This window comes from Granulicella sp. S156, assembly GCF_009766105.1.
GTDB lineage: Bacteria > Acidobacteriota > Terriglobia > Terriglobales > Acidobacteriaceae > Granulicella.
In genome coordinates this window covers 72,527-92,693 of record NZ_LMUH01000013.1, presented here as the reverse complement: position 1 = coordinate 92,693, position 20,167 = coordinate 72,527, and the positions used below count along the sequence as shown (strand labels likewise).

Sequence of the window (20,167 nt, the reverse complement as noted above, 5' to 3'; positions counted from 1 at the left end):
CATTAGGGTTCAAATTGAGCCACCTGACACAACTCTCGCCAAACGGCGCTAACTCGCTGCAACAACGCTACGAGATCCCCATCGTTCCGAATCACAAGGCACTCCGCCGCATGCGCATCATTCGCCGTCTGCATCGCGAGGCGCGCACGCGCATCGGCTTCGAGCGTTGCCCGCTCTTCAGGGTCGAGCAAGCGGCCTGCGGCAGCCCGCTCTACAAACCGCGCGATCTTCTGCTCCTCCGGCGCGGTGACCAGCACAATCCGGTCGAAGCGATCGTGCCAAGGCTGACCAGACTGGCCGGAATCGCCGTGCTTCGTCGTAAATAGCAGAGCAGACTCGACGATGACGATAGCGTCCGGATGTTTGCGGGCGAGCTTCTTAATCTGGCGCGCCTGTTCCGCAATCACCGCCGGATGCACGATCGCGTTCAGTTCCTCGACACGCCCGTCGCTAAAGGCCATCCGCGCCAGTGCCCCGCGGTCAAGCGAACCATCGCCTGCGATGACTTCCCTTCCAAAGCGCTCGACGATGGCGGCGTAGACAGGCTGCCCTGGCTGCATCATCGCGCGCCCCATCTCGTCGGACGAAAGCAGCACGGCACCGCGCTCGGCGAACATGCGTGCGACGGTCGATTTACCACTGCCGAGATCGCCTGTAAGACCGACGCGCAACATCGCGCTAGTTCCTGTTTCGCCGCATGCGCGCGGCCTTCACGGTGTTCGACATCAGCATCGCAATGGTCAGCGCACCAACACCGCCGGGGACAGGCGTATAGGCTCCGGAGAGTTCAAACGCCGCAGGGTCGATGTCTCCGATGACGGTTGACCCGCGCTTCAGAAAACCCTCACGTCGCGCTGCATTATTAGGGAAGAACTTCTCAACCTCAGCGGCCTCTGTCAGGCGGTTGATGCCGACATCGATCAGCGTCGCACCAGGCTTCACCATCTCCGGCGTCACATATCCGGGCCGTCCAATGGCGGCAACAAGGATATCGGCCTCACGCGCGATCTCCGCGAGCCCCTTCGTGCGCGAGTGGCAGACCGTCACCGTCGCCGAAGCATTGATCAGCATCGCGGCGATGGGCTTGCCTACAATATTCGAGCGTCCGAGCACGACGGCGCGCTGTCCAGCAACGGGAATATCGCTGCGGCGAAGGACTTCCATGATGCCCGCAGGCGTACAGGGTGCAAGCACCTGCTCGGTCGGCGCTCCACTCAACAACCGTCCAGCATTGATGGGGTGAAAGCCGTCGACGTCCTTCTCCGGCACGACCGCTTCCAGCAGGCGCTCCGTATCGACATGTTTCGGCAGCGGCAACTGCACGAGGATGCCGTCGATCTCGTCCCGCGCATTCAGCGAGCCGATCAGAGCGAGCAACTCTTCCGTCGTAATGCTCTCCGGAGGGGTGTGCATCTCGGAGTAGATCCCCAGTTCGCCGCAAGTCTTTACCTTGCTGCGAACATAGATCTGTGACGCCGCCACATCGCCCACCAACACTACCGCAAGCCCGGGCGTATATCCCGCCTCACGAGCTGCAGCTACCTCACGTGCGACCTCGGCTTTGATCTCGCCAGCTATCGCAATACCATCCAAAACACGCATCTTCACATCCAAATCGGGCATTGGGCGGTATCAATGTGGGTTTACTCGGTGCTACCGGGCTTGACGCCATTTTTCAAGAAAAATGGCATTCTCCAGCATTTTCAGAGCTCTAGTGACATTGATACCGCTCTATCTCTATCGTATCGCGATCCTATCGCGCCGGCTGTAAGACAACTATTTTTGCAAAACAACCTTTTTTACAAAATGTACGAAATTTCTTTCCAGGAAGCGCTTCGGCGGAGCAACCCCAATTTCGTCTAGTTACCTCTAAAGGTATAAATCCACCACCCAATAAACCATCTAACTAACGACGAGCACCATACGCGGACAACTACGCGCTGATATTGGTGTCGATACCATACGACGAGGTGCACTTAGTGAAAGAAAAGGATAATCGGCAGGACATTGCCTATGGCATTGAAAAATTCAACACCAACGATCTCACGGTGCTTCGCAACGAGTTGTTACGATCAGGCGTAGATTCCTTCCAGGCTGCAGAGATTGTGGCAAACTTTCTTACCGGGCGCGGCTACGGATGTTCAACGCACGAAGCCCGCAATGCAGCCTCAAAGATTGAAGTCTGCGGCAGCAGGGCGGAACATATCCAGGCAGCCTTGGAACTCGCCGCGCGGGTGATGTAAGCGATTTCAGCGTAGATGGGGCCGGAGCGAAAGACGTTCGCGTGGGTTTCGATGAAACCACAAAGCAAGAGCTCGGCAAGACTACAGCAGCGGTGAAACCGCTCTATTGCATGATCTCGCCTTCAGGATCATCTGTCGGCGACTCGATTTCGGCACGGAACCCTTCGAGCATGCGTTCGAGAAATGCGTCCTCATCGAAGTTCTTGCGGTGTATCGACTCCGCATTGACGATGTGACGCGCAAGGTCCGCGAGGACTATACCCCAGGCGAACGGATCATCCCACGTGCCGGGGCGCAGGCTAACGTGCTGCCCCTGCTCGGCCACCCACACGCGCAATAGCTCAAACGACGCTTTGTCCCGTACCGCTGCCGGCGGCGGATCCAGATACTTGTTGCCAGACATACAATCCTCCCGATTCTCTACCCACAGCTGAGGCGCGTAGGGCCGCCAATCGAATAATCCTACCGGGCCCTAGCGTGCGGCGAGCGCGGCTTCGATTCCCGTATTCACTTCGGCCTGTGCGAACTCTGCAGCGACGCGAATGCCGTTCATAATCGCGCGCTCGTTCGACGAACCGTGCCCGACGATGCAGACGCCACGCACGCCTAGCAGTATCGCTCCCCCGTACTCTGAGTAGTCCAGCCGTTTCTTGAAGTCCGCGATGGCCTTGCGCGAGAGCAGTGCACCCACCTGCGACGTCACCGTCGACTTGAGACTGTCCCTCAGCGAGACGCTCAGCAGCTTCGCCGTGCCCTCACAGGTCTTCAGTGCGACGTTGCCTACAAACCCATCGCAGACCACCACATCGGCGTGTCCGTTGAAGAGATCGCGACCTTCGACATTGCCGATAAAGTTGATGCCCTTCAGCTCGCGCAGCAGGGGCAGCGTATCGCGCGTCAGCGTATTCCCCTTGCCGTCCTCTTCTCCGATGGAAAGCAGGCCTATACGCGGGCTCGCGACGTGCAGCACATTTTTTGCATACATGTGCCCCATCACGGCGAACTGCACAAGATTTTCAGGATCGGAGTCGACGTTGGCGCCGGCATCCAGCAGCAGAGAGGGCCGCCCGGTCGTCGTCGGCATAATCGTCGCGAGCGCGGGCCGGTCGACGCCTGAAAGCGAGCCCAGCACCATCTTCGCCGTAGCCATAGCTGCGCCGGTATTGCCGGCTGTGACAAAGCCCGCAGCGCGGCCTTCGCGCACCATCTTCAGACCCACGCGCATGGAGGAGTCACGCTTGGAACGGACCGCTTGAGCGGCCTTGTCGTCCATGCTGATCCACTCGCTGGCCTGGGCGATAAAGACGGGCACACGCTCGCGTTTAGCGTAGACCTTGAGAGCCTCACGCAGTTTTGGACGCAACAAGTCTTCCGGCCCAGCCAAGTGAACGCGAACGTCAAAATGGCGGCAAGCCAGAATGGCCCCGCGAATCTCAGGCTCGGGGGCCTTGTCGGATCCCATGGCATCGAGAACGATGTCGATCGGCATGGCGCGCGTGGGTTACGACACTTTCTTCAAATTTGTGGAGTTACTCGGCTGTCTTGACGGCCACCACGGCGCGTCCCTTGTACTCACCGCACTTCTTGCAAGCGCGATGAGGCAGCTTGCGCTCGTGGCAGTTGGGGCACTCGGAAACACCGGTGGGGGTCAGGAAGTCGTGGCTGCGGCGCTTGGCGGTGCGCTGCTTGGAGTGGCGCCGTTTCGGGTTAGGCATGGTATTCCTCTCAACATCGTTGGCCGCGAAGCGCGTTGGCGTCTTCTAGTGGCCGAAGTCTTGTATTCAAACACGTTGCGGGCTCAGGCTTTCGGATCGGCGATCCCTGCAAGAGCGTGCCAGCGGGAATCGGCCGGCCGTTCCTCGCAGCCGCATGGAGCGGTATTGCGATTGGCGCCGCACTGCGGGCAGAGGCCTTTGCAGTCCTCCCGGCAGAGCGTCCGTCCGGGCAGGGCTAAAAGCACCTGCTCACGCACGGCGTCCTCCAGCAGCAGGCCGCTGTCTTCATAATACCCGATTTCGGTCTCATCTTCAGTAATTGCGTGTTCGCCGGGCTCATTATCCACCCCACCCGGCCTGAAAATGAGGTCGAAATCGCCACTCAGGTACTGTTCGACCGGGTCCAGGCAGCGTGCGCAGAGCAGTTGAAACATGCCGCCAAAGTGCGCGCGCAGGCGGATATCTTCCACAAATTCCTTGGGGCCGCGATGCTCAACGATCAGTTCGGCCTGGCCATGGAGCTTCAACGGCCCGATCTGACGGACGTCCGGGGCATATTCGATCGCGCCGGCAGCAAGACTTTCGTCCAGCTTCAGTGGTTCTTCGGCGAGTTGTGCGGGAGTGATGAGCATGATTAAGCGTAGGACTAACGGAGGGGTGAGTCAATTGGTCGGAATCGACGGCGATTCCTGATAGAGAGAAGAGATCAGCTGTGTATGTCCTTCGGGCGTCCGAACCACCGAGTTAATGCGGCTTCAAGCGATGGCCCTTCATTGGCGGACCAAACGATATAGCCATCAGGTCGAACTAGAACAGCGGCGAGGTCCTCCTTGGTTTTGGCGACAACATGATCGACCCTGTCGGCCCAGCCGCCAGTCGATCTTGGTGTCTCATCGAGTGACAGCAGCAATCCCCGGCCAGAGTGCATCAGACGGCTTACTCGAGTTGGACCATCCTGAATGGTCACGTCGAAGTCGATCAGGCGTGGGCCTACTCCGGGATACTCAAGATCGAGTCCAGAGATCATGCCAGAGATGAAGCGGTTGGCCTCGGGCAACCGGAGAAGCTCAATGAAGATCTCCCGCACCGCAGCGACGTTCACGTCCTGATCTGGATTGGTGATGACACCTTGTGCGCGTGTGTTTTTCAGGACACGTGCGGCCACGGGATGACGTTCCGTGTGATAGCTGTCCAGCAAATCATCCGGTGCCCACCCGCGTATTGTCGCGGCAAGTTTCCAGCCGAGATTGACTGCGTCTTGAATGCCAAGGTTTACGCCTTGACCTCCGATTGGCAAATGAATGTGCGCGGCATCTCCAGCGAAAAACACTCGGCCTGCGCGGTAGTGCTCAACCTGGCGGGTGGCGTCGCTAAATCGGGACGCCTCGCGGAGCTCTCCCAACTCCGTCTCAGGTCCATAGACCGCCAGCAACGCCTCTCGAACTTCATCGGCAGAAACAGGCACGTCGCGCGCTGGACTCTCCCCAGAGAGCTTGCCGAATAAAATCCTGTAGAGCTCGCCCTCGACAGGACGCAGCACGCTGAAGAACCCGTTAGCGGACTTTATGTACTGACTGAAATGTTCTGACTTCGTGGAAACCTCGGCGGACCGGGATGCGAGAGTGATGTCCGCGGCAACGGCAGCCATTGTGCCCGATGTACCGGGAAAGGACACGCCCAGCAGTTTACGGATCGTACTATGGCCACCGTCACATGCGACGAGATATCTTCCGCGAATGTCGCCGGCTGTGACGCCCTGAGAATCCTGCTCAACCGTCGACACCTCATGTCCGCGAAGCACTGGTACTCCGCCGTCAACGAGCCGCTGTTCTAAGTAAGCCTCGAGCCGATGCTGCGGTATCGCGACCGGGTACGGGTGACGTGTTCCCCATGGCTTGCAGTCCAGTTCGACTGGGAGCCCAGCGAAGTGCCCACCGATGTCACCACGAGGAAGAGCGCGGTCCATGATTGGATCGAGCAGGCCACGCAGATCAAGCACCTCAGCAGTGCGCGGTTGCAGGCCATCCGCCCGATACTGTGTGCTCGGCGTGCGCCGCTTTTCCAGAACTACTGTCGATATTCCAGCCAGCATGAGCTCATTTGCCAGCATCAAGCCGGCGGGGCCGGCCCCAACAACGATGACATCGGTTTCCATGACTTCATACTCCTCGTAGACTTATTCAAATAGTAGACTTAGTCTACTTATAGATTAATAGTACACTAAGTCTACTTTTGAGGGGCTGGGCAATGGAAAATTTGGTTCCAAAGGTCGTGCCTGGTGACGGAACCGATGGATTGCGGGAGCGCAAGAAGCTGCGCCTCCGCGAAACGATCGGAGCTACGGCAATTCGCATGTTCCTTGAATCAGGATTCGACCAGGTTTCCATCACTGAAATTGCTCATACGGCCGGGGTCTCCAGGCGAACCTTATTCTCGTACTTCCCGGCGAAAGAAGACCTTGTCCTACAGCGATTCGCCGACCATGAGGATGAAGCTGCCAGGACAGTCCGGGCACGGCGAACCGGTCAGTCGCCCTTGAAGGCATTGCGCGAATTCCAGCTAAGCGCGTTGCAACGCCGCGATCCATACACCGGCCTAAACGACGATCCGGAGATCAGCGCTTTTTTCCGGTTGGTTCTAAGCACTGAGAGTCTGCAAGCAAGAGTGATGCGCTATACCTCGCGGGGCATAGACGCCCTCGCCAAAGAGCTTCAAGGGAATGGTTCAGATCCCCTCACTGCGCGACTCGCAGCCGTGCAGATCATCATGGTCCTGCATGAACTCGCCCTCATGAACCACGAATGTATTTTGAACGGTCAGTCTGCCGCAGACCGTTACCCAGAAGCTATACGGGCGACTAGTCGTGCCTTTGACCTCTTGCAGGCGGGCTTGAAATGAGCCCCTCTGTGGACACCCCTTCGCTCTTGAGTCAATAGAGCAGAACGAACGGCCGGCAATGAGCTTCATAACACCCTCGTTACGTTGCCAGAATCCAGGGCAACCGATGACTCTACTTTGGCGCGGAGGGTGGCCAGCGCTGAAGTACGTGAGCAACAACCTGCTCGATGAGTCCGCCGGGAATAATTGCATTCTCATCGGCGGGTTGAATGAAACGGACGATGCCGTTGTGATCGGTGACAACGACGAGGGGAAAATCCGTGGCAACGAAGGTGTTGATGGTTTCAACGGGCACAAGGAGCGTCGGGGTGCCGACCAGAAGCGCGGCAGCGGTAGGTTTAATCGCCAGTTGTATGTCCTGGTGAAGCGTCTTGGAATCACCTGAGAGTGTGGGCTTGATAGCGGGTTTCGGCGGGGCTTTCGGAGCTGGCGGCTTGGGATCGGCCTGGGCCAGCAGCCCGTAAAGACGCACAGCACTGTTCTGCTGTTTGAGGTTCGTAGCAGCGGTCCCAAAGTGGAGAGCCGAGGTAATGCACTGGGCGCACCAGTCCTGGAAGAGCACGAAGACCGTGGCCGCTCCGAAGTTCGTGTCGAGGTCCTGGGGTGCTGCAAACGAGTGATCGAGCAGCGAAGCGGATGCATGAATCCCGGGCAGCGGTGAGCCAAGGAGCAGATACTGACGGCGAGATTCAGCAATCAGATCTACGTCTTCCGAAGAGAGGTTGGCAGGTAACGCGGCTTCGAGTGCAGCGAAAGAGGTAGCCGCCGATTTGGGCTGATTCATGAACTGCTGCATGGCCGGAAGCGCGATAGCTTCGGCATAGAGGATGTGAATCGGGAGGGGTGGGTTAGGGCTGGACGTCGCAGCCGGATTGGATGCAGCATTTGCTTTGAGCAGCGAGAGCAGAATAGGTTGGCGTTGGGCGAGCAGCTCAAATGTGTCGCTGGCGTCGATCAGTTGACTGTATCGAATGGTGCTGTCGGTCGCTTCGGAGGCGTAGACGTCGTAGGGAACCGTCTCGAGCATCGTCCGCGCATTCAGCAGAGCATCTACGTAGCTCTTGAGTTGGATGTTGGCCTGGATCTCGTAGTCGAAGGCTTCGGAGAGATTAGGAAAGCCAGTGAGCTTTGTCTCAGGCGGCGCCTCGCGCTGAGCATCGAGATATTTCTTGGCAGCAATCAGAACGGGTTGCCATCGCCGGGCAAAAGCACAGAGGTGAGCGTAGGCGAGGAGGTCTTCGCCCGTGTACTGGCCGGGGTTACGCGCGGAGCAGCTGGCCTTGGCCTGATCTGTCGCTACGGCAAGTGCGTCGAGTTCAATCTCAGACCAGTTCTGCGCAGCGCGGCGCGTGATATCAAGGGGCCGGACGGCCTGGTCGTAAGCAGCTTGCGGAGAAACTTGGGGCGCGCTCTGCGGCTCGGGCTGGCTCGCTGTCTGAGCGAACGCCAGGCAAGGGCAAAACAGAAGCAACAGGACCGGTAGCCGGTACATGGTGAACCTCGTAGAGGAAAAAAGTCTACCGAGTCTCTGCCACAGCCAGAGACCGCATCTCCTATATATTTAGGATTTCGCTAGACGTCAATAGGAAAAAGCAAAAGCTCTGGGAAATCACGACTGTATCGTGCAGCATCCAGGGGCATAAGACGATCGGCCAGCAACAAGGCATGTGCACCGACAACAAAATCTGCAAGGAGTGACTCAGGCATCCGCCAGCAGAAATATGTCGATTGCACCCGATGCCAACCCTATACTTCTACTTCGTAAAGAAAACACCCACTGGAGACACTTCCTTGCGCTCACTCCGCCTCACCGCACTCCTTCTCCTCGTCGCCCCGGCCTTCGGGCAGGTACCCGCTCCGCAGCCCGCCTGGATCGCCCGCTCCAATGCCTTCACCCAGCAGGTTCTCGACATTCAGATCAAGTACTCGCCGGAAGAAGCTTCCTCGGAGGGCCTGGCGAAGTACGACACCGAGATCGGCGATGTCTCGAAGGCTGCCGAAGACGCGCAGCGCAAGGAAGAAGAAGCCGCTGTCGACAAGCTGGAGATTGCGCTCAAGACCGAGAAGGACCAGAACGTCGCTGAAGACCTGCAAATCATCATCAACAATGAGCGCCTCGGTTTTCGCGAGCAGGACTTCGGCAGAAAACGCCGTGTCCCCTTCATCAATGCCACCAGCCTTTTCTTCAATGGCCTGCAGACGCTACTTGACGATCAGATGCCGCAGTCTCGGCGTGAGTCCGCCGTGACGCGCTTGAAGAAATATGCGGGGCAGGCGCCAGGCTATAGGCCCGTTACGCTGCAGCTCATTGAGCGCATGAAGCAGCAGATGGCTAAGCCGGACATGATCTATCCTTCGAAGTCCGAGGTGGAGACGCAGCTCTCCCGCAACGCGGCCATTGTGGAGGGCATCGCAGCGCTGTTTCAGAAGTACCACCTGACTGGATGGGAACCAGCCTACGCTGCTCTGAAGACGCAACTCACGGACTACGACGCCTGGGTCCGCGCGAACATTCTGCCGAAGGCGCGCACCGACTTCCGCCTGCTACCCGAAGAGTATGCCCTCGCGTTCGAGGGCTATGGCATCGACATTCCACCCGCGCAGATCGCGGAGATGGCTCACAAGGCATTTCTCGACTATCAGGCACAGATGCAGCCGCTAGCGACGGAGATCGCCAAAGAGCACGGCTTTGCGTCGAGCGACTACCGCGACGTAATTCGCGAGCTCAAAAAACAGCAGCTCACCGGAGACGCGATCCTGCCGTTCTACGAAAAACGTCTGCACGAGATCGAGAAGATCATCGTCACCGACAAGCTCGTAACACTTCCGGATCGTCCAGCGATCATTCGCCTGGGAACGGCGGCCGAGAGCGCGGACTCGCCGGCACCGCATATGGTGCCGCCTCCGTTCCTGCACAACACCGGGCAGCGCGGTGTATTTGTACTGCCTCTCAACATGCCCGCGGGACCAGGCGAAGCGCAGGCCGCGAAGGTCGACGACTATACCTTCGACGCGGCCTCCTGGACGCTGATCGCGCACGAAGCGCGTCCAGGACATGAACTGCAGTTCGACTCGATGGTGGAGCACGGTGTGTCGCTGGCTCGTGCGCTGTTTGCGTTCAACTCGACCAACGCCGAAGGCTGGGGTCTTTACTCGGAGTACATCACGCTGCCTTACATGCCGAAAGAGGGCCAGCTCATCAGCCTGCAGTTCCGGCTGCTGCGCGCCGCACGCGCGTTTCTGGATCCCGAGCTACAGGCCGGCAAGATTCAGCCTGCGGACGCCATGAAGGTGCTCACGCAGGACGTCTGCTTCTCGGTTCCCTTTGCGAATCAGGAGGTCGAGCGCTATACCTTCCGATCTCCGGGACAGGCGAACAGCTACTTTTACGGCTTCACACGGCTGCTTGAGCTGCGCAAGGAGACGGAAACCGCTCTTGGTCCGAAGTTCAGCGCTCTGCGTTTCCACGACTTCATCCTCGCGCAGGGACTGCTCCCGCCCGGTCTGATGAAAAAGGCCGTAGAAGAGCACTTTATACCGCAGGAGAAAGCTGGCACGCCATAATGGCCATCATTCTCTTTGTCTCTTTGTGCGAATGATGGAACCGCCGGGCCGCAACGCGCGTATCCTATCTGCGTAGAGTCACGTCTCCTGACCGATGCTTGAAGATGCACGAACTTTCGCTGTCCGAGGTCGATCCCTATGAACTTTATCCGCTCGCTCGCTGTCCCCGCTTCGCTGGCTGCACTGCTGCTCGCCGGCTGCCATGTTACAACCCACAAAGACGGCAAGAACGACAACGTTGATATTGGCACTCCCTTCGGCTCCATGCAGGTTAAGACCGACAACAAGGGCAATAGCGCCACTATCGGCATCACCACCTACCCCGGCGCAGCGCTGATTAAAAGCAACAGCGAGAAATCGGACGGGGGCTCCGCCGATATCAACATGAATTTTGGCAGCTTCCACCTCGGCGTCAAGGCAGCGAGCTACCAGACCAGCGATCCCCAGAGCAAAGTGGAGGCCTTCTACCGCAAGGACCTTGCCCGCTATGGCGATGTGATCGCGTGCAGGGATAACAACCCGGTCGGTCAACCCACACGAACCTCCCAGGGGCTAACCTGCGATTCGAAACATGGCAATCACATCCACGAGGACGACTCTAACTCCGGCCTGGAGCTGCGCACCGGCTCCGAGCAGCACCAGCACATCGTAGGCATCGAAGCGAAGGATGGCGGCACGAAGATTGGCATGGTCGCTCTTGACCTGCCCACAGGCCTGGGCAGTCACGACAGCAAAGACAGCGACAGCGAATAGAGCGGTTTCACAGCTACTGCGACCGGCAAAAAATGTGCAGTGTGGTTTTCCTGTGGAGAAAACCACGCAAACGCCTTTTGCGTCGGCTTACACAACCTGTAAAACCGCTCAAGCGGCCACTCGGTTTGCTCCCAGCGCGGGTCTCGGGTAGCCTTCGAGAGGTGATCCAACGCCATTGCCACCGCTGCCAGTCTCTCCTCCACACCGAGGACGAGGGTTCCCTTTTCTTTTGCTGGAACTGCGGAGCGCCGCAGGTAACCCTCTCCGAGGAGTTGCTGGAGCAGGCCGAACAGCAGATACAGAACGCCACTGCCAGCGAGCAGACTGCCAGCGCACCCCCAATCACCGATCCCTCGGCAGCGAACTGGAAGGCCATCATCGTTATCGCCATGATGGTCGCTGGAGCGATATCCGCGATTTCGATCGTTCTGCCGCCGTTCGAGCTCCTGGCGTGGCTGGCACCCTCTGTAGTGCTGGCCATCTATGCCTCACGGCACCGCCAGACGCGCATCACAGGCGGGCTGGGGGCGCGCATCGGCCTGATCTGCGGAATACTCACCTCTTTGGGCATGGCTGTCATCACCACCACACAGATGCTTATCCTGCGCTATGGCCTCCATAGAATGGCCGAATTCGAAGCGAATGTGAACTCCATCATGCTGGAGGCTAAAGCGAGGGCCATTGAGCAATCCGGACAAGCCTCCGCGGGCTTTTTCGATCTCATCCTCACCGTTCCCGAGTTTCGCGCGGGATTCATTCTGATGAGCCTGGCAGCGGTTGTCGCGATGCTTCTGGTGCTGTCCACCGCCGGCGGCGCGTTCGCAGGGTTTGTGCGGTCGCGGCAGACCAAAAGCCTCAGCTAGCGCGACCGCTACAGCGTCTTCACCCTGGATACTTCCAGGGCGAAGGCTGCCTGCGGAGTTCCCCCTCAGAAAAACAACCCTTCAGATTCTGTCAGATGGCACTTAACGTGAAACTGCTCTACCTCCGCTGCTATCATCAACAGCAATCATGAGCGACAACCAGACATCCTCTCCGGCCACTGAAACGAGCGAATCCACCCCCTCCACGCGGTCGCCGCGCCTGCGTGAAAAAGGCCGCCTCATGTCCGGCTCCGAGATCGAGCGCACGCTGGTACGGCTGGCGCACGAGATCGTGGAACGCAATCACGGCAGCAACAACCTGGGCCTGGTCGGCATCAAGCGCCGCGGCGTGCCGCTGGCGCAGCGCATCGGCGCGCTGATCGCAACGATTGAGAAACAACCCGTCGATACCGGCGTGCTCGACATCAGCTTCTATCGCGACGACCTCACGACGCGCGATATTCGTCCCGTCGTAGAAAAAAGCGATCTGGGCTTCGACGTTACGGGTCGCGACATCATCCTGATGGACGATGTGCTCTACACCGGCCGCACCATCCGCGCAGCCATGGACGCGCTGTTCGACCACGGCCGCCCCAAGAGCGTGCAGTTGCTGGTACTGATCGACCGCGGGCACCGCGAACTGCCGATCGAAGCCAAGTTCATCGGCCGTACCGTGCCTACCTCGCGACGCGAGATCATCGAAGTCAAGCTGCGCGAGATCGACAACGACGAGCAGGTTGTCCTGGTCGAGCTCATCGAGGACGGCAAGTAAGCATAAGCAAGGGCAGCGGATTGCCAATCCGCAGATGCCTTTTATAAACACCGCACAAGATTGTCATCTCGAATGAACGCATGACGGCTTCACGTCATGCGTTCATTCGATTCTGCTCAGGACTGAGAGACGAGGGTGCGACGAAACTCGCTGGCCAGCACCTGCTCCGCACGGATTACTGACGAAAAGCCGACAGGTTCTCGCTTCGCAAATCTATGGATTGGGTCACCCAGGGAGGCTCAGAGCTTTCGCCCGGTAGATAATCTTGGCGATTACTGCCGCCATGAGTAGCGTGATTGCGGTGCCAGCCACCAAAACAGCTATGAAGGCGAAGTCGAAGGCCGTTTTAGCCTGAGTGATCAATTTCGCCGCTGCGCCGCCAGACATGTGTTCGGCGAGCAGCAGTGCTTGATCAAGGCTGTCCCTAGCGAGCGCTGGGGTTGGTATTCCCTGCGGCAGTATGAGAGCCTTCGTATAGGTAAAAGACAGAATGCTACCGAGGATGGTGACTCCAAGCACACCACCAAGTTCGTAGGCGACGCTTTCGATGGAGGCGGCCATGCCGGCCTTATCTTCTGGCGCGTTGATCATGATGGCGGTTGAGGCCATCGCCGAGCCCACACCTACGCCGAACCCGAAGATGACTAAGCTTGCGACTTGCTCGACAGCGCTGCTGTTACGGAAGACTGCGTAGCCGATGAGGCCGGTCGCAGCCATGATGAGACTTGTCCAGAGTGCCCGACCGATGCCCACTTTGTGAAGCACGAACCCATTGAGGGAACCTGCGACAAAGGCCGAGATCGAGATTGGCAGCATGAAGAGAGCCGCATGAAGCGGCGAGTCACCGATTACAAGCTGTAACCGCTGCGTGAGCGCAAGTTGCACGCCCGTACCAGCCAGGGTTGCGATCATCGCAGTAAATACACCGGCTGTGAAGCGTCCGTTACCGAATAGCGAGAAGTCAATCATCGGGCCTGCGGAACGGTTTTGCCGCCTCACGAAAATGACCATAAACGTCATGCCGATAACACCCGCGAAAGTGGCCTCAAGCAATCCTGCTTCTGGTCTTGCGGCCTCCATCAGCGCATAGACCAGGCTAACCATTGCGACCATGGCTAGTAGTGCGTTCAGGAGGTCGAGTTGCCGCTCTGGGTTCCCTTTTCCAGCGGGCACGATGAATGGAGTAGAGATAAGTGCTATTACCACCACGGGCACGTTAATCAGGAAGACAGACCCCCACCAAAAATGGCTGAGTAAAGCTCCACCTATCAATGGACCGATCGCAACACCGCCTGAAAAGACAGCAGCCCAGATGCCAATCGCTTGGCCGCGTTCTTTGTCGGTTGTGAACGTCAGGCGCAAGAGAGAAAGCGTCGCTGGCATCATCATGGATGCGCCAACAGCGAGAAAGGCACGTGCTGCAATCAGGACGTTCGCAGAGGGGGCATAAGCCGCGAGCAGGGAGGCAGAAGCGAAAGCAATAAGCCCCCAAAGAAATATTCGGCGATGCCCAATCCGGTCGCCAAGCATACCCATAGTCGGGAGCAGACCCGCCATCACAAGCGGAAACGCATCGACGATCCAGAGTTTTTGGCTACTGCTGGCGGCAAGATCGTGGGTCAGTCGCGGCAAAGCGGTGTACAGCACTGTCATATCAATGCTGATGAGAAAAAGAGCGGTCGAGACGACGACCAGCACGAGCCATTTATTGGAGTATGGAAGGGTATTAGAGAGAATTCGCTGTTTCGTGATTGCCATGCGTACATCCTTCTTGTCGGGATGCACCATAAACGCGAAACAGCCACGTTATGCGCATTCCCGACATTGGTCAGGTTGCGCCGTGGCTGTGAAGAGATCATCCGAGGGATGATTGCGGGAGATACCATCCCGCGACTCTATTTTCGGCAATGAAGATATCGTCTCCTAATTCAGCTCCCTTTGCAAGCTGCACCCGCTAATGCTTTGCGGCAAGTCTGCACAACACCCACAGACCCCTGTATTTTGCTCGAAGCGGCAATGCGGCTCCGGGCAAAATACAGGGGGCTCTAGACGCAAAGCGCGCCACAAACATTTGCATCACGCTCTGCATCAAGGGGTCTCTCTACTACGGCGGCAAAAAACGCCGCCTTCGGTCGAGATGACAGATTTTTGGGGCGATCTTTAATGAGCAAAACATCGCTATAAACATAAAAACGCAGCGTTAGACAATATTTGGCCACGCCAAACGTTAACCCATTTAGGGAAAGGGCGAATGCCATTAAAAGCGTCTGCCGATGCTTTTGAACCATCCAATAAATTCAACGTGAATCCTATTGGCCTCTGAAGGGCCGTACCAGAACTTATGAGCAACGAAAGCACCGTCGCCGATTATCAGGAGCTCGAGACCGAAGCTCCGTCCCAGCCCGCACCTGCGGCTCCTGACCCCATGAGCATGGGTGAGGTGCTGCGCGTCGCGACGATGCGGCGACTCTGGTACGCGCAGATCGTCTCGGTCTTCGGCGACTTCCTCGCCCTGTTTGCGGTCATCACCGTCATGACGTTCAAGCTGCATGCGAGCGCGCAACAGGTGACAGGCGTCCAGATCGCTTATCTTTTGCCGATTGCCGTGCTGGGCGTTCTCAGCGGCGTGTTCGTAGATCGCTGGCCCGTGAAGCCAACGCTGGTTTCAAGCGACTTCATCCGCGCGGGCCTCTGCCTTCTGTTACTGCTGGTTCACAACGTCTATGGTTTTTATGCCGTCCTTGCAGCAATCAGCGTCTTTTCGAGTTTCTTCCAGCCTGCGCAGGGCATAGCCATTCGCAGCGCGGTCCCGCGACACGGCCTGCGTTCGGCCAATTCGCTGATGCAGCAGGTCATGTACGTCATGCGCATCGTCGGCGGCCCTGTCGCCACCTTTATCGTCTCGCGCTTTCATGAGCAGACTTGTTTCATCATTGACTCCATCAGCTTCATCGCCTCCGGCACGCTCATCGCTTCCCTCGCGCTTATTCTTCCGCCAAAGAGTGAGGTAGTGGCAGCCGCAGGCCAGGAGCCCTCAGCTACCGAAGAAAAGACCGGCATCGCCCGCATCCTCGAAGACATGAAGGAGGGCGCGAGCTTCATCTTTCATCATGCGGCTCTGCTCTTTGTGATCGTCGCACTCGCCTCCGGCATGTTTGTGATGGGCTGCTTTGGCCCTCTGATCGCTATCTTTGTGCGCGATACGCTGCGCGCCTCGACCAATATCTTCGGCATCGCGAGCGCCATGATCGGCCTCGGCCTGCTGGTTGGCATCTCTCTCCTCAACGCCTTTGCCAAGAAGGTGAAGAACACGACTCTTGTCTACTCCGGACTGAGCGGCATCGCGGGCGGCACGCTGCTGATGGCGATAGCGCCGCACGTCGTCTTCCAGCTTGGAAGCCACGCCATCGCAATCGATGTCGTCCTCACGATCCTCGGCTGCTTCCTTGTCGGCTTCTCCGTAGGCGGCATCGTCATCCCTTCGCAGACGATGATCCAGCAGGAGACGCCTCAAGCGATGCTGGGCCGTGTCGGCTCGACGGTCATGTCATTCATCTTCAGCGCCCAGATCGCAGGGTTGGTCCTGAGCGGCATCCTGGCCAACCTCACCAGCGTGCGGAGTGTCTTCGCCATCTGCACGGCAATGCTTGCGGTTCTGATCGTCGCCGGCAAGCTGTGGATGGAGCCGAAAGAACTGCCGACGGCTTAATGGCTCGGCTCAATTCACCCCGTACCGGTGTCTAAACCAACAGCAGCCGAATCCGGCTCCGGCTCTCGCCAGCTGACACCCTCCCCGCAGGTCCGAGCGCTCGCTCACGACTTACCCTCGAGGTGCTCCTCATGGCATTCGCGACAGGCTCTTCCTCCACTCCGTCCGCAGAGATCAACGTAACCCCGCTGATCGATGTGTTGCTCGTCCTGCTCATCATCTTCATGGTTCTTGTCCCCACGGTGCCTCGTGGGCTCGACAGCTCCATCCCACAAGGGCACGCGGCTCCTGTGGCGTCACCATCGCCGCTCGTCGTGCGGATTGTGGCAGGCGCCCCCAATAGCGGCCCAGCATACCGGATCGAGCAGCAGGACATGGGCTTCGCAGGCCTACGTCCTGCCCTGCAGCAGCTCTTTGCGACGCGGCAGGACCATACACTGTTCGTCGAAGCCGATCGCGCACTCAGCTATCAGCAGGTAGCGGCGGTCGTCGCCGAAGCAAGAGCGGCTGGAGCAGGACAGATAGCTCTCGGCCCACTGACGAAGCTCTGACCTCGCAGAAACAACAAGGCCTCCCCTGCGGGAGGCCTTGTTGGTATCCATAAAGCGCAGCTTACTTCGACATATCGACGCCGCCGCCCAGCTTCTTCTCTTTGGCCGCTTCGTTGGCCTTGCGAGCGCCGGTAGCCTTCTGCACCCACTCGTCTGCCTTGGCGAGGTCGTCCTTGCGAGCGGCATCATTGCCGCACTCCAGATCGGCCTTGCGGCGATAGGTGAGGTTCATGTACGACATAGCGTCGTCGTAGTTGGGGTTGATATCAATGGCCTTTTGCAGGTATTGGATACCCTCAGCCACAAGATCTGTGTTCGCTGCAACGATCTTGGCGCAAACATCCTTAGACTTCTTCACATTGCCTTCGCCATCGTCCTGCATGCCGGCAGCAGCGAGAATCGTCGTCGCATTCTTGTAAGCCTTGTTCCAGTCGATCCACGCAACCGTGTAGTTCGCCTCGGAATCCGACGGATCGAGCGCTATGATCTTCAGCTCGATAGCCTTGGCCTTATCGTACTGCTTGATGTTGCGCTCGATCGAAGCGATCTGGCGGAGCGCACCGAGATCGTTCGGATCCTTGTCAAGGACAGCGTTGAAGCCATCCATGGCCTTCTGGGCAATCTTCAGGTTGTCTGGGGTATCCAGGTTCGGCACCACCTGATAACTGTAGGCGGTTGCGAGGTACAGCCGCGCGGCGGCGTAGTTCGGATCGAGATCGATGGATTCCTGGAACTTGTCGACAGCCTGTTCGTAATGCCCTGCCTTAAATTCCTGCACACCTTTCACGAGCCTGTCGCGTGCGCGCAGTTTGGTGCATCCAACGGTGCTCGCCAGCACTACCAACATCGCGGCGCTAACAGAAATTCGTGCGCTAAGCTTCATGAGAACCTTTCCCCTTCAAACAATATCGCCGCAGGCCTACTCAGGAGGCAAAAGTTCCAAAACTGAGAATGGTGCCTTGCCGTTCGATTGTAAAGGGAGAAGGTGCAGGTTTACCAGAGGGGCTTCCTGTCAGGGCAATTGATATTGCATATTTTTTTCATTTTTGTGCTGTTGAAGAAGTTATCTGTCCTGCCCCCTCGCCAGTCATACAACCCCCACTCCTGTTGGTAGGATCGGACATGAGAGAGCGCGGACCGGCACAATCTACCTGTTGATGGCCAACCGCACGGAGAAGCGAAAAATGGCGTCAACAAAGTGGGTTGCAGGGCAAATCCCCTCCCAAACAGGCAAAACAGTCCTCATCACAGGCGCAAACAGCGGCATCGGCTACCAGGCTGCGCTGGAGCTCGCGCGCCACGGGGCACACGTGCTGCTGGGCGTCCGCAGCCTTACCAAGGGCCAGGCTGCCCTGGAGCGGTTGCTCCGAGAGGCCCCTGGGGCCAGCGCCGAGGTGGCGGAGCTGGACATCGCGTCGCTCACCTCCATTCACGACTTTTCCCGGAGATTTATAGCCAGCGGGCGTGTGCTCGACCTGCTAATCAACAACGCCGGCGTGATGGCTCTGCCCACGCGCGAACTCACAGCCGACGGCTTCGAGCGGCAGTTTGGCACCAACCACCTTGGCCACTTCGCGCTCACCGGCCTGCTGCTACCGCAGTTTCGCGGCGCTCCCGCTCCACGTGTCGTCACCGTGGCCTCGCTGGCGCACCGCACCGGCAAGATCGAGTTCGATAACCTCCAGAGCGAGCGCAGCTACGTGCCCTGGGACACCTATAACAACTCGAAGCTGGCGAATATCCTGTTCGCACGCGAGCTCGACCGCCGGGCCAGGGCCGCCGGCAGCAGGCTGGCCAGCATCCCGGTGCATCCAGGCATCTCGAAGACCAGCATCGTCGACAATGGCCCTGGGATGGGCAGCAAGGATCTAAAGGTTCGCGTGCTGAAGGTGGTCGCGCCGCTCATCATGCAGGATGACGTGATGGGCGCGCTGCCGACGCTCTATGCCGCAACTGCCCCGGAAGCCAAGGGAGGCGAATATATCGGCCCGGATGGCTTCATGGAATTCAAGGGCTATCCGAAGGTCGTGCAAGCGCGCCCACAGGCGCTCGATGAGGCGGTCGGAAAGAAGCTGTGGCAGGTGAGCGAGGAACTGACCGGGGTCAAGTATCCCTTGCTTTCGTAAGCGTCACATTAAACTGTCATCTCGACCGGAGCATGATGGTTTTATCGTCATGCGGAGTGGAGAGACCCCTGTATTCTGCGATGCCTGCGTCAGCACCATCGCCGCTACAAGCCAAATACAGAAATCTCTCCACTCAATCGAAATGACAGTTTATGGGTGGCACGAAACGGCAGGGATTTGCTTCACTACCGCTTGGCCTTCTTCTTCACAGCGGTCTTCTTGGCAACTACCTTCTTTGCCACAGCCTTCTTCGCAACCACCTTCTTCACCGCAGCTTTTTTCGCTACGGCCTTCTTCGCCACGGCTTTCTTCACCGGCAACTTCTTCGCCGCGGATTTTTTCACGGTCTTCTTCGTTACCGCTGCTTTCTTTGCGGGAGCCACCTTCTTCGGCAATTTAGGCTTCGCGACCGCCGCCAGTGCCTTCGAAGATCTCGCCAGATTGGCGGTATGTTTCTCCAACAGTTGCTCCAGCTGCCGAATCAAGCTCGCTGTCTGCATCGGCTTTACAAGCAACTTGTCCGCGCCCATATCCTGCCAGTCTTCGTCGCTGAAAGGGAGCGCGGTCAGCAGCGCCACGGCGGGGTGATACGGCGCGGAGCGCGCGGCCAGAATCACCTCACGTCCGGAAGCATCGTGCTCCATGCGCATGTCGGTGATGACCATATGGTATTCGTGCCGTTTGAGCTTCAGCTTTCCTTCCAGCGCGCTGGCGGCAGTGTCCACCTCGAAGCCGCTGATCTCCAGCACAGCCTTTATAGTGAGCAAAATTGAGACTTCATCATCGACCAGTAGGACGCGGCGCTTCGCCATAACTTTGGTTCTCCTCAGAGGCTATTTCGGTCGCAGCTTGTGCGTGCCCCCGTACCCGCGAGCAAACATTCTGTCGGAGCATCGGAGACATAGTCGCAGCTTCACAGTCTGCAGCGCAAGTTACAACTCGTTCCAAATCAATAATAAAGGCCGCCCACACA

At 58.3% G+C, this 20,167-nt stretch carries 21 protein-coding genes; 9 read left to right on the top strand and 12 right to left on the bottom strand.

Annotated elements, in window-relative coordinates:
* Positions 1–2 precede the first annotated feature (2 nt).
* Both coaE and GSQ91_RS10400 read right to left on the bottom strand, forming a co-directional pair.
* Positions 3–674, bottom strand: a complete 672-nt coding sequence (gene coaE, locus GSQ91_RS10405; RefSeq protein ID WP_158821493.1) for a dephospho-CoA kinase — start codon at positions 672–674, stop codon at positions 3–5.
* A gap of 4 nt (positions 675–678) precedes the next feature.
* Entirely contained in the window at positions 679–1,602 is a 924-nt protein-coding gene (locus GSQ91_RS10400; RefSeq protein ID WP_371417104.1) for a bifunctional 5,10-methylenetetrahydrofolate dehydrogenase/5,10-methenyltetrahydrofolate cyclohydrolase, read from the bottom strand.
* Between the two features lie 377 nt (positions 1,603–1,979).
* Here GSQ91_RS10400 and GSQ91_RS10395 point away from each other — a divergent pair, with 377 nt between their 5' ends.
* Positions 1,980–2,243, top strand: a complete 264-nt coding sequence (locus tag GSQ91_RS10395) for a hypothetical protein (RefSeq protein ID WP_158821491.1) — start codon at positions 1,980–1,982, stop codon at positions 2,241–2,243.
* A gap of 103 nt (positions 2,244–2,346) precedes the next feature.
* Here the strand turns inward: GSQ91_RS10395 and GSQ91_RS10390 are convergent, their stop codons facing one another.
* The 5 genes from GSQ91_RS10390 to GSQ91_RS10370 all read right to left on the bottom strand — a co-directional run bounded on the left by GSQ91_RS10390 (position 2,347) and on the right by GSQ91_RS10370 (position 6,113).
* Positions 2,347–2,646 (bottom strand): DUF5076 domain-containing protein, encoded by a 300-nt coding sequence (locus tag GSQ91_RS10390; protein ID WP_158821490.1) that lies wholly within the window; start codon positions 2,644–2,646, stop codon positions 2,347–2,349.
* 69 nt (positions 2,647–2,715) lie between these two features.
* Positions 2,716–3,732: a phosphate acyltransferase PlsX gene (plsX, locus tag GSQ91_RS10385; RefSeq protein WP_158821489.1), complete on the bottom strand. Its 1,017-nt coding sequence runs from the start codon at positions 3,730–3,732 to the stop codon at positions 2,716–2,718.
* 40 nt (positions 3,733–3,772) lie between these two features.
* The gene (gene rpmF / locus GSQ91_RS10380) at positions 3,773–3,958 is read right to left on the bottom strand and encodes a 50S ribosomal protein L32 (protein ID WP_158821488.1); all 186 of its coding nucleotides are present in this window, start codon (positions 3,956–3,958) and stop codon (positions 3,773–3,775) included.
* Between the two features lie 83 nt (positions 3,959–4,041).
* Entirely contained in the window at positions 4,042–4,590 is a 549-nt protein-coding gene (locus GSQ91_RS10375; protein ID WP_158821487.1) for a DUF177 domain-containing protein, read from the bottom strand.
* 74 nt (positions 4,591–4,664) lie between these two features.
* Positions 4,665–6,113 (bottom strand): FAD-dependent monooxygenase, encoded by a 1,449-nt coding sequence (locus tag GSQ91_RS10370; protein ID WP_158821486.1) that lies wholly within the window; start codon positions 6,111–6,113, stop codon positions 4,665–4,667.
* Between the two features lie 92 nt (positions 6,114–6,205).
* Between GSQ91_RS10370 and GSQ91_RS10365 the strand changes: the two genes are divergently transcribed.
* Complete coding sequence (locus tag GSQ91_RS10365) at positions 6,206–6,856, top strand: TetR/AcrR family transcriptional regulator (protein WP_158821485.1); 651 nt, start codon at positions 6,206–6,208, stop codon at positions 6,854–6,856.
* 112 nt (positions 6,857–6,968) lie between these two features.
* Here GSQ91_RS10365 and GSQ91_RS10360 read toward each other — a convergent pair whose 3' ends face one another.
* Positions 6,969–8,348, bottom strand: a complete 1,380-nt coding sequence (locus GSQ91_RS10360) for a hypothetical protein (RefSeq protein WP_158821484.1) — start codon at positions 8,346–8,348, stop codon at positions 6,969–6,971.
* 299 nt (positions 8,349–8,647) lie between these two features.
* On the opposite strand from GSQ91_RS10360, the gene GSQ91_RS10355 reads away from it, so the two are divergent.
* From GSQ91_RS10355 to pyrR, 4 genes are all read left to right on the top strand, one after another.
* Positions 8,648–10,420: a DUF885 domain-containing protein gene (locus GSQ91_RS10355; RefSeq protein WP_158821483.1), complete on the top strand. Its 1,773-nt coding sequence runs from the start codon at positions 8,648–8,650 to the stop codon at positions 10,418–10,420.
* A gap of 138 nt (positions 10,421–10,558) precedes the next feature.
* Positions 10,559–11,173, top strand: coding sequence for a hypothetical protein (locus GSQ91_RS10350; RefSeq protein WP_158821482.1), 615 nt, complete (start codon positions 10,559–10,561; stop codon positions 11,171–11,173).
* A 161-nt stretch (positions 11,174–11,334) separates the two neighbouring features.
* The gene (locus GSQ91_RS10345) at positions 11,335–12,036 is read left to right on the top strand and encodes a hypothetical protein (RefSeq protein WP_158821481.1); all 702 of its coding nucleotides are present in this window, start codon (positions 11,335–11,337) and stop codon (positions 12,034–12,036) included.
* 148 nt (positions 12,037–12,184) lie between these two features.
* Positions 12,185–12,808 carry a bifunctional pyr operon transcriptional regulator/uracil phosphoribosyltransferase PyrR gene (gene pyrR, locus GSQ91_RS10340; protein ID WP_305794274.1) on the top strand — a complete coding sequence of 208 codons (624 nt, stop codon included), beginning with the start codon at positions 12,185–12,187 and terminating at the stop codon, positions 12,806–12,808.
* A 225-nt stretch (positions 12,809–13,033) separates the two neighbouring features.
* On the opposite strand, the gene GSQ91_RS10335 is transcribed toward pyrR, so the two are convergent.
* Together GSQ91_RS10335 and GSQ91_RS10330 are read right to left on the bottom strand one after the other, a co-directional pair.
* Entirely contained in the window at positions 13,034–14,566 is a 1,533-nt protein-coding gene (locus GSQ91_RS10335; protein WP_158821480.1) for an MFS transporter, read from the bottom strand.
* 287 nt (positions 14,567–14,853) lie between these two features.
* Positions 14,854–15,096, bottom strand: coding sequence for a hypothetical protein (locus tag GSQ91_RS10330; RefSeq protein WP_158821479.1), 243 nt, complete (start codon positions 15,094–15,096; stop codon positions 14,854–14,856).
* Positions 15,097–15,149: 53 nt separating this feature from the next.
* Here GSQ91_RS10330 and GSQ91_RS10325 point away from each other — a divergent pair, with 53 nt between their 5' ends.
* Positions 15,150–16,517 (top strand): MFS transporter, encoded by a 1,368-nt coding sequence (locus GSQ91_RS10325; protein ID WP_158821478.1) that lies wholly within the window; start codon positions 15,150–15,152, stop codon positions 16,515–16,517.
* Positions 16,518–16,648: 131 nt separating this feature from the next.
* A complete protein-coding gene (locus GSQ91_RS10320; protein ID WP_158821477.1) occupies positions 16,649–17,068 on the top strand; it encodes a biopolymer transporter ExbD in 420 nt (139 codons plus the stop codon).
* A gap of 61 nt (positions 17,069–17,129) precedes the next feature.
* On the opposite strand, the gene GSQ91_RS10315 is transcribed toward GSQ91_RS10320, so the two are convergent.
* Positions 17,130–17,951: a lipopolysaccharide assembly protein LapB gene (locus tag GSQ91_RS10315; protein ID WP_158821476.1), complete on the bottom strand. Its 822-nt coding sequence runs from the start codon at positions 17,949–17,951 to the stop codon at positions 17,130–17,132.
* A 301-nt stretch (positions 17,952–18,252) separates the two neighbouring features.
* Between GSQ91_RS10315 and GSQ91_RS10310 the strand changes: the two genes are divergently transcribed.
* Positions 18,253–19,194 (top strand): oxidoreductase, encoded by a 942-nt coding sequence (locus GSQ91_RS10310; protein ID WP_158821475.1) that lies wholly within the window; start codon positions 18,253–18,255, stop codon positions 19,192–19,194.
* A 185-nt stretch (positions 19,195–19,379) separates the two neighbouring features.
* Here GSQ91_RS10310 and GSQ91_RS10305 read toward each other — a convergent pair whose 3' ends face one another.
* Complete coding sequence (locus tag GSQ91_RS10305; protein WP_158821474.1) at positions 19,380–20,006, bottom strand: response regulator; 627 nt, start codon at positions 20,004–20,006, stop codon at positions 19,380–19,382.
* Between the last annotated feature and the right edge of the window lie 161 nt (positions 20,007–20,167).